Origin of the sequence: Herbidospora mongoliensis (assembly GCF_001570545.1) — a bacterium.
Taxonomy (GTDB): domain Bacteria; phylum Actinomycetota; class Actinomycetes; order Streptosporangiales; family Streptosporangiaceae; genus Herbidospora; species Herbidospora mongoliensis.
In genome coordinates, this window is record NZ_BBXD01000014.1 from 319,508 (window position 1) to 334,600 (window position 15,093).

The following is a 15,093-nucleotide window of genomic DNA, read 5'->3' on the forward strand; positions in this document are numbered from 1 at the left end:
GTGTCGGGGTGGGGGTGGGGGTGGGGGAGACGGGGCCGCCGCAGGTCACGCCGTTCAGGGCGAACGACGTGGGCACCGGGTTGCTGCCGTTCCACGAGGCGTTGAACCCGAAGTTGGTGTTGCCGCCGGACGGGATTGACCCGTTGTAGGACATGCTGGCGGCGGTCACCGACGAGCCCGACTGGGTGGGCGTGGCGTTCCACATCTGACTGATCTGCTGGCCGGCCCCGAAGGTCCAGGTCAGCTGCCAGCCGCTGACCGCGTCACCCAGGTTGTTGATGGTGACGCTGGCGCCGAAACCGCCCGGCCAGTTCGACGAGATGGCGTAGTCGACGCGGCAGGCGACGGCGGCCTGGGCGGGCTGGGTGGTCAGCAGGCCGGCTCCGGCCAGCAGGACCGAGACGGCCAGGATCACGCGGCCGCGGCGCGGTGATCGCGCTCGCCAGGGCAGACGCATCTGAATTCTCCTCATCATGCCGCTCGTCAGGAGCTGGTGCAGGTGGCGGTCGGGGTGGCTGCGGTGCCGTTGGCGGTGAAGCCGAAGCTCGTGGAGCCCTGGGCGGCGACGGAGCCGTTGTAGGGCGCGTTCACCACGGTGACGTTGGAGCCGGACACGCTCTGCTGGCCGCTCCACACGCTGCTGAAGGTCTGGCCGCCGGGCCAGGTCCACCGCACGGTCCATCCGCTGATCGCCGCGCTACCCGCCCGGACGGTCACCGCCGACTGGAATCCACCCGGCCAGGTGGTCGTCGTGGTGATCGTCGCCGTGCACCCGCCCGGAACCGGGCTGGGAGTCGGCGTCGGGGTTGGCGTCGGGGTCGGAGTCGGGGTGGGGGTCGGCGTGGGGGTGGGAGTGGGAGTCGGGGTCGGAGTTGGGGTGGGGCTCGGCGGGGCGGCGTTCAGGGCGTTGAGTACCGCGTCGTAGGCGGGCTTCTTGTTGGCGCCGCTGAACAGCAGCGGGGTGTCGCCCGACCGCCAGGAGTCCTGGTCGCGCACGCCCCACACGGTGATGCCGGCGCAACGGGCCACGGCGAGGCAGTCGTTCACCACGGCGGCGTAGGTCTGGGCGGAGGCGCCCTGGATGTCCAGCTCGGTGATCTGCACGTCGACGCCCAGCGCCGCGAAGCTGGAGATGGTGGTGCGGTAGTTGCTGTTGTACGCGCTGCCGCTGTTGAAGTGCGACTGGAGACCGACGCAGTCGATCGGCACGCCGCGCTGCTTGAAGTCGCGGACCATGTTGTAGACGGCCTGCGTCTTGGCCCACGTCCAGTTGTCGATGTTGTAGTCGTTGTAGCAGAGCTTGGCGGCCGGGTCGGCGGCCCGCGCGGTGCGGAAGGCGACTTCGATCCAGTCGTTGCCGGTCCGCTGGAAGTTGGAGTCGCGCCGGCCACCGGAGTTGCCGTCGGCGAAGGCCTCGTTGACGACGTCCCAGGCGTAGATCTTGCCTCGGTAGTGGGCCACCACGCCGTTGATGTGGTCGATCATCGCCTGGCGCAGGGTGGAACCGGAGAGTGACTGCATCCAGCTCGGCTGCTGGGCGTGCCAGGCCAGCGTGTGACCACGCACCCGCTTGCCGTTCTGCACCGCCCAGTTGTAGATCCGGTCCCCGGCGGTGAAGTTGAACTGCCCGCGGCCGGGTTCGGTGGCGTCGAGTTTCATCTCGTTCTCGGCGGTGATCATGTTGAACTCGCGGGCCGCGATCGTCGTGTATTGCGAGTCGCCGAGACGGCTCGCGCTGATGGCGGTGCCGAAGTAGCGGCCACTCTGCGCGGCGGCCGCGCCGAGCGTACTGGCGGCGGCTCCGGCCGCCGTGGTCGGCAACGTCACCGCGGTGGCCACGCCGATCACGCTGACGATGGCGGCGATGAGAACCCGTGGGTTCTTGAGAAGTAAGGCTTTTCTGCCCATGACTGAGTGCTCCAGAAAGAATCACGGAATAGCGGACAGACGGGGTCTCCCCGCACGATCGACGCCGCGTCCCGTGATCGGGGAACGCACACCAGTAGGGCGTCACGGCCGTCCTCGCCACGCACCACACATGGCGGGAAGCCGTCTCGGGGACACAGTGTGAAAATCTTGTCGAAATATGTCAAGTCCTCAGTGAAAGTTTCACCCTGTTCACGAGGACGTCGAGCGGGACGCGGTGGTGGGTCACACCACCGTGCAAGGAATGCCGTTCAGGGTGAAGGCGGCCGGTTCGGCGGTGTTGCCGGTGTGGGTGGCCTGGAAGCCGATGTCGATGGTTGCTCCCGGGGCGAGCACGGCGTTGTGGCTGACGTTGCCGGCGCTCACCTGGCCGCTGGAGGGCGAATAGGCGGCGTTCCAGCCGGAGCTGATCGACTGGCCGGAGGGCAGGGTGAAGACCAGCGTCCAGCCGTTGATCGTCGAGGTTCCGGTGTTGGTGATGCTGATGTTGGCGGTGAAGCCGTTGTTCCAGGGGTTCATCGTGTACGCGACCCGGAACTGCCCCGTGCCGCTGGGCGACGGGGAGGGCGTCGGGGTGGGGGTGGGCGTCGGGGTCGGCGAGGGCGTGGGGCCCGTGCTGGTCACGAAGGTCGTCACGCTCCGGGCGGGGAGCGAGACCGTGAGCGAGCCGCCCGACACGGCGACGGTCCCCTGGGGGGCGACGTTCCTGCTCGCGTCGGTCACCCAGTAGGCGGCGCTGGTCGCGCCGCCGCCGGACAGGGTGAACTGCTGGCTCACCGCGGAGGTGTTCTTGTTGACGGCGACGATGACGACCGTGTCCCCGTTCCGGTAGGCGGAGACGTAGACGTTCGACGCCGGGTTGGCCGTCGCGTCGATTCGCACGTAGCCGGGGCGCACGAATCTGGCGTAGTGCGCCATCATGGCGCCGCGCTTGCTGATCTGGCCGTCTTCCCGCATCGGGCCGTAGCCGCGCCGGATGTACCACCAGACGTAGGTCTGGAATTCGGCGTCCACCATGGAGCGGTGGATGTGCTCTCCCACGTCCAGCGCCTGCGGCCACAGGTCGGCCGAGTCGCTGCTGTTGGGGTAGTACACCTCGGTCATCCAGAGCTCTTTGCCCGCGCCCCGCTGCTTGAAGAGGGGGTAGGGGAAGTTGGAGTAGGACGTGCCGTAGAGGTGCGCGCCGAGGATGTCGACGTTGGCGAGCGCCGTGGAGTCGTTGAGGATGGGGTCGGAGACGCTCTTCACGTACTGGAAGGACTCGGGCGCGATGACCCGGGTGCTGATCGAGCCGGCGTTCTCCCGTAGAAATCGGAGCATCTCTGCGGAAGTCCACCAGGTCCAGTCGTGGGCGTAGTCGGGCTCGTTCTGCACCGATATGGCGTAGAGGTTCACCCCGTTGTTGCGCATGTGGGTGGTGAAGTCGTTCAGGTGCTGGGCGTAGGCGGCGTAGGCGTTGTACCTGAGTCGTTTGGCGTTGGTCTGGGTGCCGCGGGTGAAGGTCTCGATCATGGAGGCGGGCGGGTTCCAGGGCGAGGCGAAGACGATCGCCCCGAGTGCGACCGCACGCTGGGCCGTGGCCAGATCACGGCTCCAGTCGGCCTGGTTCTCCGGCACCGGGATCCTGAGCACCGAGAACCCCAGGCGCCCTTCGCCGGTTCCGAACGCCGTCTCCCGCTGGGCGGCGGTCAGGTCGCCGATCCACGCCGCGTGCGCCATGCCGCCGAAGCCCCGGATCGTCTGCCGCTGCGCCGAGGGATTGATGACCGCCGTGGCGGCGGCGGCCTCCGAGGCGCCCACGACCGAGGCCGCGACCGTGATGACAGGAAGGGCCCCCATCGTCGTCAGGACGTTTCTCCGGCTCAGCAGTCCTCGTTCGCCCTTTCCGGGCTCATTCTGATCTTGCGTCATGCCTTCTCCTCGTCGCTGCCGCAGCAGGTCACCGTCCGTCGACATGTTGGCGTTAACATTCAGGCCTCTGGAGCCGTTGCCGCGGAGGGGTGATGGTTCGGCCGAGTGTTGTCCGGCTCCCGCAGGGGGTCAACCACGAGGCGAACCTTGCGGGGGTGAACTTGGTTAAATTAAGTTGATCATTGAAAATTTCAGCACGACCTGCTGATTCAGCCCGGCCGCCGGGTGTCGCGAGTCGAACGGGGCGAGAGGCCCCCTATGCCTGGAGCCAGCCTTGAAACAGGCCCTATCCGTGATCCGCGTGCAGGCCCAGAACGCCGTTGTCACCGCTGCGGGGGAGTTCGGCGAGCAGGCCCTCGGCGCGTGCCGCGAAGAGGTGGGTTCCGCGTTCCCGCGAAAGGCCGAGCGCCCGATGGGCGGTGCGCACGGCGGAGGGGAGGTCGCCGCCCGCTCGGAACGCCTTGGCGCGGATGAGCAGGACCAGGCCCTCCGCGTATCGTTCGCCGTAGGTGTCGATGAACGTCTCGGCCTTGTCCAGCGCGGTCGTGGCTGCGGAGACGTCGCCGGCGCACAGCAGAACCTCGGCAAGAAGCGCGTACCAGGTGGCCAGGTTCGATCGGGGCGGGTCGACCAGGGTGGTCTGGATGATGCCCTCCATCTCAGCGGCCGACATCGTCGGATCACCGCCGGATATGGCGTTCGCCCAGTGCCGCGCGAGCCGCGGGTAGCTGCCGGAGAACTTGAAGGAGAAGTCCGGGTCGGCGTTGATCGTCTTTTCGGCCGCTCGCAGCGCCCAGGCGGAGTCGCCCGCGGCGGCTGCCGCGGTGACGGCGAAGGAGCCCCAGATGCTGAGGGCGTAAGGGTCCTCGCCTGCTTCGAACTCCACCACGTCGAACAACTGTCGGGCGGCGATCAGGTCGCCGTGCAGTGCGGTGTTCAGCGCGAGCATGACTGGTGTGGTCATCTGCAGCCGGTGCCGCAGCGGCTCGGCGTCCTTCTCGGCGCGGAGGAGCGCATCGGAATGGCTGAGGTTGCGGTAGGCCTCGCCGACGTTGCCCGAACTCCACTGGTGGACGCCCCACGCGTGGTGGCCGGAGGCCTGCACGACGGGATCGGCGGAGCGGCGGCCGTGGTCCAGCAGGCGGCGGGCGAGGCGTCCGGCGGCGTCGAGCCGGATGCCCTGGGAGTGGGCCAGGAACCGGGAGAACAGCAACCCGGTCGCCTCCCGTTCCCGGCCCAGAGAGCGCGCGATCTGCTCAGCGCGGTCCAGATGGTCCATGGCGGCCCCGACGAACCCGGCGTGGATGCCCGCGACGGCGGTCAGCTCGGTCAGCGCGGTCAGCTCGACCTCGGGAAGCCCCGCGCCGCGCGCGATCCGGGTCGCGGCGTCCAGGTGCTTCTCCGCGGTCTCGTAGGCGGATCGCCGGGCGGCGATGCGGGCCGCGACGATGAGGGATCGCGCCGTCTGCTCGGGTTCGGCGAGCGGACCCGCCGAGCACAGGTGGTGGGCGAGCGCCTCACCGTGACGCTCCGCCGATTCCCGGGTCTGGCCGAGCGCGGCCGCGATGCGCAGGTGGAAGTGGCTCGCGTTCGATCGGGTCATCGAGCGGGCCACCGACTCACGGACGAGATCGTGCACGAACCGCCACTCACCCGAAAAGCCGGAGGTCACCTCGACCAGACCGAGCGCCTCCAGAGATTCCAGACGCGTGAGGCACTGCGACACGTCGAGATCGGCTGCCTTGGCCAACAGGAGGGCGTCGATGTCGCGGCCCATCAGCGCCGCGATCTCGATCAATCGCCGGTCCCCGTCGTCGAGCCTGCTCGTCCGGTCGCGGACGATGTCACGAACCGTGGAAGGAACGGCGGTCTGGGCTGCCGCCTGGTCGGACAGGTGGTCTTCTTCGGCCAGGAATCTCGCGAGCTCACGTACGAACAGGGGGTTGCCTTCGGTGCGGGCCTGGATGTTCCGCGCGACACCCGCACTCGGCGGTTGCCCGGTCTCCTGGTGGATCAACGTGGCGACCTCAGAAGGCCCGAGGGGTCCGAGAGCGATGCGCCGGTGGCCGTCTTGGCGCGCGACCGCCGCCAGCATGCTCCGCACGTGTGGATTGGGCGTCGGCGCGTGGTCGCGCAGGGTGCCCATCAGCACGCTCCCGTCCGGGAGAGACTCGGCCAGCCGCGCGAACAGCTGAAGTGAGGCCTGGTCGGCCCAGTGCAGGTCGTCCACGACGACGACCAGGGGCCGGCGTGCGGCGGCCGCGCCGAACAGCGCGACGACGTTGCCGTACAACCGGAACTGCGCTCCGGCGTCCGGCCGCGCCTGGGCTTCGGCGTCGCGTGCGGGCTGCTGGAGCAGGTCGTCGAGTTCGGCGGTCCACCGCGCCCGCTCGTCTTCCGGCAGCGCCGCGATCAGGGCTTCGACGATCTGGATCCAGGGCCACATCGACGGAGCGCCTTCGCCGTCGTGGCATCGACCCCAGAAGGTGAAGGCGCCGTTCGCGGTGACCTCGGCGAGCAGCCGGCTCTTGCCCACTCCCGGCGGACCCTCGACCAGCACGATCCGCGCCCGGCCGAAGGCGGCCGACTCGACGGCGTCGCGCAGGAGGGCGAGCTCCTCTTGCCGGCCCACGAGACGATCGGACCGGTTACTCAGGGACTGCGCACCGGACACGACCCCCGGGAGAGAACCCGCGACGCGGGATGTGGAGACGGCCTCGGCCTGCCGAAGAACGTGCCGGTGCGCCTCGCGAAGCGCCGGGCCGGGATCGATGCCCAGGTCGTCGGCCAGCCGCGCCCGCACCGTGTCGAACACCGACAGGGCCTCCGCCTGCTGTCCCGCCGCAGCCAGCGTGGTCATCAGCGTCGCCTGCACGGTCTCGTCGATGGGCGCGATCCACGCGGCAAGCCGCAACGGTTGCAGGATGCGCTTGGCATGACCGCGCGGCACGATCACCCGAGCCGCCTCCACACAGGCGTCGAGCAGCTCCCGGTTGACCGAGGCGAACAGCGGACCGGCCGAGGCGCTGAGAGCCAGCCCGTCACCCGCGGACCCCCGCCACAACGACAGAGCCGCGTCGTAGGCATCGACTCCCTCCTCGAACCGCTGATCGTCCAGCGCGGCGCGGGCGAGAGCGAGGAGCCGGCGAGACTCCGTCAGGTCGAGTGCCACGAGGCTGTCGTCGAACTGGTAGCCGCTGCCGCGGCGATGGAGATAGGAGCCGGGCGCCCGGGCGGGCAGATCCGGTTCGAGCAGCCGCCGCAACGCCCCGACATATTTGTGGACGATGTTCAACGCCGACATCGGCATGCTCTCGTCCCAGACGAGATCGATGAGCTCAGAAGCGCTGACCGGCCGTCCTGGGGACATCAGCAACAGGGCCAGCAGGTAGGTCTGCTGCCGCGGTCCGGTGTCGACCTCCACGCCGTCACGCCACACCCGCAACGGACCGAGGACCTGGACGGTCAGCGAACCGGCGAGCATCGGTTCGCTCCCGGCGCTTCGTCGGGTGGGGGAGACGTCGGCCATCGAGCCCTTCCTCGAAGTGGGTGGATGTTGCCATTCAACTCTGCGCGTCAGACCTGCTTCGAATGTCGTGTCTCGCCGCACCACCAGTCAGCCTTCATGAGGGACAAAATAGGCTAAATAGCGTCATGTGATCGACTACCCGGGAAGACAGTCAGCGGAGTCGCTGGTTTCCTGGTCCAGCTCGGCGATCAGCTGTTCGGCACGGTGGGCGAACAGGTTCGCCTCACGTTCGAGGGCCAGCGTCCGGGTCCGTTCCGCGGCGGCCCGCACGTCGGCGAGGGGTGCGCCCTGCGCCCGCAGGAGCCGCGCCCGCAGCAGAAGCAGCAGGCCCTCGCCGTCGCGCTCCCCATAGGTGTCGAGCACCACGCGGGCCTGGTCGAGGGCTTGCGCGGCCTCGTCGAGCCGGTCGGCCGCCAGCCACATCTCACCGAGCAGCCCGCACCAGGTGCCCAGTACCGAGCGCGGCGGGTCGGACAGGGTGGCGTCGATGATCAGCTGTGCCTCCTCGGCGGCCCCGGCCGGGTCGTGGCTGGCCATCGCCCGCGCCCAGCATCGCGCCAGCCGCTGGTAGCTGCCGAAGAATCCGAAGGAGAACTGGGGGTCCAGCGCGATTCCGCGTTCGGCCGCGCCCAGCGCCCATTCCGGGTCGCCCGCCTGCGCCGCCAGGGTGACCGCGAAGGCGGACCAGACGGTGACCGCGTAGCGGTCGTCGCCGGCGGCTGTTTCCAGCCGGTCGAACATCGCGCGGGCGTGGACGACGTCACCGCGAAGCCCGGTCATCAGCGCGAGCATCAGGGGCGAGAGGCTCTGCAGGTCGTGCCGGAGTGGATCGTCGTCGCGGCGCACCAGGTCGTCTCGCATGGTCGAGGTCGACCGGATGAGGTAGCGGTAGGCCTGCCCGATGTCGCCGACGGCCCACTGGTGGATGCCCCAGGCGTGCAGGCCGTAGGCGCGCACGATCGGGTCGGCGGACGCCTCGCCCTGGACGAGCAGCCGTCGCGCCAACGGGCCCGACCGGTCGAGCCGGAGCCCTTGGCCGTGTGAGGCCCAGCGGGAGAACAGGAAGTCGGTGGCCTGTCGTTCGTGGCCGAGGTCACGGGCGAGGTTCTCGGCGCGTTCGAGCACCTCCGGCGCCGAGCCGACGTACCCGGCCCGCATTCCGTCGACCGCGGTGAGCATCGCCAGGGCGGTCAGCTCCCGTTCGGCCAGACCCGCCGTCCGGGCGATCTGGGCCGCCGAGCGCAGCTGCCGGGAGGCGGCGTCGAGCGCGGACTTGTTGCCCGCGGAGCGGCCCGCGCGGACCAGCGCGTCCACCGTCCGGGCGGGATCGGCCAGGGGACCGGCGGCCCGCAGGTGATGGGCCAGCCGTTCGGCCGTGGAGTCGTCGTCCGGGGACGTGCGCTCCAGCGCGTCGGCCACCCGCAGGTGCAGCCGGGTCAGCCGCCGCTGCGGCGTGAGGTCGGCGACCGACTCGCGGACCAGGTCATGCGAGAAACGGACCGCGCAGGGGTGACCGGGCAGGGGTTCGAGCAGGCCGAGCTCCTCCAGCGGTTCGAGACCCTCGATGCATTGCGGCATCTCCAGCCTCACGGCCTTCGCCAGCAGCACGAGGTCGATGTCGCGGCCGATGAGCGCGGCGACCTGCAGCAGGCCGAGAGCGTCACCGGCGAGGTCGGCGATCCGACCCCGGACGACGTCGCGAACCGAGGACGGCACCCCGTCCCCGAGCACACCGTTCGCGGCCACCAGCCGGGACAGTTCCCGGACGAAGAACACGTTCCCAGCGGTACGGGCGTGAATGGCCCTGACCACATCAGCATCGGGATCACGGCCGCTCTCCCGGCGTATCAGCTCAGCCACATCGTCCACACCGAACGGTCTCAGCCCGATCCTGCGATGGACGGCCGACCGGCTCGCCGAAGCCAGCGTCGTGGCCAGCTCCGAGCCGGGCGCCGGCGCGCGGTCACGCAGCGCGCCGACGACCACGGTGCCGCCCGGCAGCCGCTCGGTCAGATGCCTGAACAGCTCCAGCGAGGCGACGTCAGCCCATTGGAGGTCATCGACGACGAGCACCACCGGCCGCCCCGCCGCGACCCGCCCGATCAGGGCGACCGCCTGCTCGAACAGCCGGAACCGGGTCCCGCTGTCGGCCACTCCGGCCACTCCGGGGTCGGGTTCCACGAGACGGCCCAGTTCACCGGCCCGCCAGCCGGCCCGCGCCGCGGCAGGGAGACTCTCCAGGGCCGCACTGATCACCTGCAGCCAGGGCCACATCGACGGCGCGCCGTCCCCCTGCAGGCAGTGACCCCACAGGACCAGGGCACCCCGCTGCTCCGCCTCGGCGCAGGCCTCCACGAGCAGCCGCGTCTTGCCCACCCCCGGCTCGCCCTCCACGACGACCACCCCGGCGCCCGCCGCGAGCACCCGGCGCAGCACCGCGAGTTCCCGGTCGCGCCCCACCAGCGGGACCGGCCCGGGCCGGAGACGAACCTCCCGCTCGGGTACGGTCGCCAGCACCTCGCGGCGCGCGGCCAGCAACGCCGGTCCGGGATCGGCGCCGATCTCGTCGGCCAGACGGGCCCGGACCGTCCGGAACAGCGCGAGGGCCTCCGCCCGCTGCCCGGCGGCGGCCAGCGCGGACATGAGACTCGCCTGGACGTGTTCATCCAACGGCGCCATCCGGGCGGCCAGGTGCAGCGGAGGAAGCAGCTGCGCGACCCGGCCCTGCCGCACCGCGAGCCGCGTCGCGGCCACGCAGGCGCCGATGAACTCGTGGTCCAGCGCGGTGAACACGGAGACGGCACCGGACCCGGCGGCCGCCTCGTCACCAGCGGACCCCTGCCAGCTCGCCAGCGCCTCCACGTACCGTTCAAGCGCCACGTCAGGTCGCTGCTCCATGCGCGCCGCCCGAATCAGATCCCGGAACGTCACAACATCAAGAATCCCAGGATCAGCCATAAAGAGATAGCCGTTCACCTGCCGCCGAAGGCGGGAGCCCCGTCCCGGCCGGGTCAGCTCTCCCGATCGACGATGTGACGCATGTAGAGATCCGGCCTGGACAGGAATCGGCGCCAGTCGTCGACCAGGGGAAGATCCGCCCACTCGCTGACCTGCGCGCCGTGGTCGCCCAACTCGATGATCTGGGCGCCCGGCAGGCTCGTGAGGATCGGTGAGTGGGTGGCGCAGATGATCTGGCCGCCCTCACCCGCGACGCGGTGCATCAGCCCGGCGAGGCGCAGGCAGGAGTTGAAGGAGAGGGCGGCCTCCGGTTCGTCCAGGAGATAGAGCCCCGGTCCGTCGACCATGTAGTCGAGGACGGTGAAGAAGCCCTCGCCGTGGGACTGCGTGGTGAGGTCGTCCTCCCAGAAGCCCTTCCCCGCCTTGTCGGCGACGCCCCGGGCGAGATCGAAGAGCGTTTCGGCACGGAGGAAGAACGCGCGCCGTTTCAAGCGGGGGCCGTGGAGCAGGCGTCCGCCGGTGATGGTGAGTTCGGCGTCCAGCACCTCGCCGAGCGGGGTGGCGGGGCCGGTGCTGGCGTATTTCGTGCCAGCCTTGCCGCCTTCGGAGTTGATCCCGCCCACGTCCGCGATCGCCTCCATGATCGTCGACTTGCCTGATCCGTTCTCGCCGACGAGGAACGTCACGGGGGCGGTCAGCGGCAGACCGTGGTCGGCGAGATGGCGCACGGCGGGCAGGGCGGCGCACCAGGAGTCGGGGAGCCGGCGGGCGCTCAAGCGGGTGATCAGCACTGACGGACACCTTCCGGCGGTTTGTCGGTGGAGAGATCCATTGTCCCGGCCATCAGCCCGATGACGGCCATGACCCACATCACCCGGGCCATCGCGAAGCTCGACGTCCGGGACCGGGTGCAGCTGGTGATCCTGGCCTACGAGTGCGGCCCGGCGGCTGAGGGTCGGAGACAGGTCAGGGGGCCTGCGGGCCTCCTGCGATCGCGTCGCGGCAGAGCAGGCACCCGCTGTCGGCGCAGTGAGTGATGTCCTGGTCGGCGGCGATGGCGGCCGTCGCGGCGGCGAGGACCTGCCGGGCGGGGTAGGCGTGCCAGCGTGAGGCGCCCACGGTGGTGGTCCGGGCGATGGGGCGCAGGGCCGGTTCCAGGCGCGGGAACCCCTCGGAGCAGGAGCCGACCTCCACCATGCGGACCTCGCCGTCCTCGTCGCGCGCCCACCGGAGGAACAGGCGACGGCCCGACCGCTGTTCGGCCAGGTGCAGTGCCGTCAGGCGGTTGAGGCCCACGCCGACGAGCAGGATCGCGCCGTCGCGATCGGCCAGTTCGCGGATGGGACCGTACACGTCGTCCGGGCTCTGGGCCTCCATGAGCTCGGCCGCCTGCGGGCCGACGGCGGCGAAGGAGTTGAGCGGGTGCCTGCCGCGTACGGCGCCGGCCCGTCCGATGAGCACCGCCGGCAGCACGCCCAGATGAGGGTTGATCAGACCGCAGTCCACGCTGTAGGCGGGTCCCTCCGGGAACGCGGTCCCGGCGGGCACGGTCGTGTAGTCGACGCCGTTGCGGGCCGGGCCGGCGGAAGCGGGCAGGGCGAACTGGGGCTCGGTGAAGGCGGGCACCATCACCGTGCAGGCGCGCTTCAGCAGCACGTCCAGCAAGGTGTCGGCGTCGACGGTCGTCCCGAATGACCGCAGTGAGGTGTGCAGCATCACCGGGCGACCAGCCAGGTCCAGGTCGTGTACGGCGGTGTCGAGGTGTTCGGTGAGGATCATGTGGGCCTCCGTTTGGTCAGGCGAGGTGGTCGGCGTCGACGATGCGGCCCCGCAGGAGCGTGTTCAGCGCGCGCCGGGTGAGTTTCGGCCGGGGTTCGGAGGGCTCCATGTCATGTCTCCGACTGCCGTCCGCGCTGGTCCGGGTCGGCTCCCCAGACCAGATGGAAGGTCGGTTCCCGCGAGGGGTTCCGCCGGATCGTGATCAGCCCCTCGGGGGCCGTGCGAGTGAGGGCGAGGAGCGTTTGCCGTTCGGCGAGCAGGCGCATCACGGTCCAGGCCGTGAGTGAGCCCGCCATCATCAGTGCGGTCGACTGCCAGGTCAGGACGCCCGCGGTCAGAGCGGTCAACGCCGCCCATGTGTCGTGCTTGGGGGAAGTCAGCAGTATCACACTAGAAAGTCGATTGACCGGTCGTCTGCGTTTGGTCGTCCCGGCGAATTTCTCGGTGACGTGAGGGCCTCGCGGCACCGTCCATTCTCCCATTGCAGGTGGCGCGGTGTCTCCACACCTTCGGCACGACCGCCCACCCGACCGCGAATCGGGTCGAGACGCCAGGCTCACCTGAAAACGAGCCTGGCGGGGTCTCTCTCGTGCACTGCGTTCGATGACGGCCAGGTTGGTCCGCGACCCGGCACTGTGGCGGGATCAGGCGATGAGCAGGCGCAGGCCGAACTCTGCCGCGTCGAGGCCGGAGAGCTCGCGGTTGCGTTCGGCCCACCGGCCGGATGCGAGGTCGTCACGGAGGTTGTGCACTGCCCGCTGCTCGGCGTCCGGGCCGACCCTGGCCCAGATCGACATGCCGCGGCGGACGTGCTCGTCCAGGTATGCCTCGGGCCGGCGCCAGAAGGCGTGGTAGAAGCCATCAGCGCAGTCCCACGGAACGAGCACCGGCTCTGTCCGGGCTCCGATCGCCGCGGCCAGCTCGGTCAGGGAAGGCCGACCGGCCCAGAGGCCGGTGAACTCCGGCAGGTAGTCACGATTCAGCCAGAACAGATCGGTGGCACCGGCGTCGTAGGTGAACACGACCACGCGGCGAGCGACACGCCGCATCTCGCGCAGGCCCGCGATCGGGTCCTGCCAGTGATCGACGGTGGCGAAAGCCATCGCGGCGTCGAAGGACTGGTCCTCGAACGGGAGACTCTCCGCGGTGGCATCGACGCACGGCGCCGCGCCTGCGGGGCGCTGCGCCCGCATGACCGCCGACGGCTCCACAGCGGTCACCTCGAGGCCGGGAGGCTCGTAGGACCCGGTGCCGGCCCCGACGTTCAGCACGGTCCGCGCATCGCCGAGCGCTGTCCAGATCTGTTCGGCGATCCGCGGCTCGGTGCGCCGCGTCACGGTGTAGGTAGTGCCGATGGCGTCATATAACTGCGCGCCGGGCATCAGACCGCCTCCATTTCCAGTAGCAGACCCATGTGGCAGCCTGCCGGGTCCCCTATCGTTACTCGCCATTCGGTTGCTGCTCAAGCCCCGTGAAAACCCAGAGTTCAGGCGAACTGAAGGATCCTCAGGATGAACTGAAGGGTCTTCAGGCTCTATGTGGGTTGTGGACCCTTGAGTTCGTCCCGACTGGCAGGGTCCTGCTCCTCGACCAGGGTGACGAGGAGGGCGCGGGCATTCTCGGCATATCGGATGGCGGTTTTGGGGTCCAGGCCGAAGACGGCGGCGAGGTGGAGAGGGTCGGGACCGTGGGTGAGAGCCTCTTCGAGCTGCCGATCGACGCGTAAGCGTTCGAGCGTCGCGGCCTGGCCACGCAGCTGGGTCTTGGCGAAGTAGATCGTGCTCACCGGGCCAGTCCCATGGGCGCTCATCTGGTTGATCAGCAGGTGGGGGTTGGCGGTGCTGGGCCAGCGGGTGCGCCGGTAGTCGAGCCATTCCAGCAGGATCTGGTGGCTGAACTCGTCGATCGGACGGGCGCGGCCGGCGATCGTCAGCTGCCGGTTGCCGAGGTCGACGTCGTCGAGAAGGAGCTCGCGGATGGCGCCAGTGCGGGCGGCGTGGACGGCGTCGAGCATGAGAACCAGCCGCGCAGCAGGGGTGGTGGCTGCCTCGGCCGCCTGATGGACGGCAGCCTGGTCGAGTCGTTGGGCAAGTCCGTAGTGGTGCTGGCCGACGCGGATGCCTCGGGTGGGGTTGCGGAAGATCTTCCCGGTCTTCTTGGCGAAGGCGAACAGGGACCGCAGTGAGATCAGCAGGTTGGAGCGCCGGGAGCCGGTGAGTCCCTCCAGGGCGGCCAGGACGTCGTCGCGGGTGACTTCCCGCAGATGGTCATAGCACTGCGACCAGGCCAGAAGCGTTGGACGGGCGTAGCCCATATGGGTCCAGGCAGTCGCCGGGTCGCGTGGTCTTGTGCGGGGGCCGCCCTCGCGCATGGTCCGCAGCCAGGCCTCGGTGGGGTGGATCCCGTCGGCTAGGCCGTCGAGCTTGCGCTTCAGCCAGTTCTCGAACGAGGGGATCCGGCCGTCGCGCAAGAGGCCCATCTCTGTGAGGACTTCCGCGACGCGTTCGACGCTGATGTCTCGGGCCCGCATCGCGGGAAACAGCTCGGAGTATCGGATGACGTCGCCGATGTCGTGACCGGACAGCACGACGGTCAGGCCCCTGCGGACGCCGTACTGGGTGCCGCGGCGCCATCCGTGAGCCTCGCCGATCTGGTGGGCGAGGTAGATCCCCCAGATCAGCCAAGGGTTGGTGGGGTCGGCGTCGGTGTCTTCGTTGAACCGGGTGAAGTCGCGTGGCGGATCGAACAGCTTCGGCTGGATCCAGCGGCCTTGAGGTCGCTGGGCTGGGGTCGGCGGTGGCTTGCGCGGGGCTCCTCGCCGGTGGTGTCGGCGTTGGGGGGTCGTCTTCGCGCCGCTGGTGATGAGCATGCCCGCGAAGAACAGCTGGTGGAAGGCCCCGATCCGGTCGAGGAAGTTGGAGGCGATGGCCTTCTCCCGAGACTCACCACTGGCCTTGGCCTCGGTCCGCGCCTGGTTCCAGCACATCCTG

10 protein-coding genes are annotated in these 15,093 nt (G+C 69.8%); all 10 read right to left on the reverse strand.

The annotated features are described in order from the left end of the window. The coding region (locus AW272_RS20440) for a cellulose-binding domain-containing protein (protein WP_174551839.1) at positions 1-457 on the reverse strand (457 nt) is incomplete at its 3' end. Positions 458-483: 26 nt separating this feature from the next. After that, positions 484-1,908 carry a glycoside hydrolase family 10 protein gene (locus tag AW272_RS20445; protein ID WP_066367480.1) on the reverse strand — a complete coding sequence of 475 codons (1,425 nt, stop codon included), beginning with the start codon at positions 1,906-1,908 and terminating at the stop codon, positions 484-486. A gap of 243 nt (positions 1,909-2,151) precedes the next feature. Beyond that, complete coding sequence (xynC, locus tag AW272_RS20450; RefSeq protein ID WP_066367481.1) at positions 2,152-3,837, reverse strand: glucuronoarabinoxylan endo-1,4-beta-xylanase XynC; 1,686 nt, start codon at positions 3,835-3,837, stop codon at positions 2,152-2,154. Positions 3,838-4,123: 286 nt separating this feature from the next. Beyond that, positions 4,124-7,366 (reverse strand): ATP-binding protein, encoded by a 3,243-nt coding sequence (locus AW272_RS20455; RefSeq protein WP_083958499.1) that lies wholly within the window; start codon positions 7,364-7,366, stop codon positions 4,124-4,126. Positions 7,367-7,501: 135 nt separating this feature from the next. Beyond that, positions 7,502-10,324, reverse strand: coding sequence for an ATP-binding protein (locus tag AW272_RS20460; protein ID WP_083958500.1), 2,823 nt, complete (start codon positions 10,322-10,324; stop codon positions 7,502-7,504). Positions 10,325-10,377: 53 nt separating this feature from the next. Beyond that, positions 10,378-11,115 carry an AAA family ATPase gene (locus AW272_RS20465; protein ID WP_066367485.1) on the reverse strand — a complete coding sequence of 246 codons (738 nt, stop codon included), beginning with the start codon at positions 11,113-11,115 and terminating at the stop codon, positions 10,378-10,380. Between the two features lie 175 nt (positions 11,116-11,290). Further along, on the reverse strand, positions 11,291-12,103 hold the full coding sequence (locus AW272_RS20470; RefSeq protein ID WP_066367492.1) for an AAC(3) family N-acetyltransferase: 813 nt from the start codon (positions 12,101-12,103) through the stop codon (positions 11,291-11,293). 110 nt (positions 12,104-12,213) lie between these two features. Further along, positions 12,214-12,492 (reverse strand): hypothetical protein, encoded by a 279-nt coding sequence (locus AW272_RS20475; protein WP_066367493.1) that lies wholly within the window; start codon positions 12,490-12,492, stop codon positions 12,214-12,216. Positions 12,493-12,747: 255 nt separating this feature from the next. Beyond that, positions 12,748-13,485 carry a class I SAM-dependent methyltransferase gene (locus AW272_RS20480; RefSeq protein WP_218010977.1) on the reverse strand — a complete coding sequence of 246 codons (738 nt, stop codon included), beginning with the start codon at positions 13,483-13,485 and terminating at the stop codon, positions 12,748-12,750. Between the two features lie 152 nt (positions 13,486-13,637). After that, positions 13,638-15,089 (reverse strand): hypothetical protein, encoded by a 1,452-nt coding sequence (locus AW272_RS20485; RefSeq protein ID WP_157518665.1) that lies wholly within the window; start codon positions 15,087-15,089, stop codon positions 13,638-13,640. Positions 15,090-15,093: the final 4 nt, after the last annotated feature.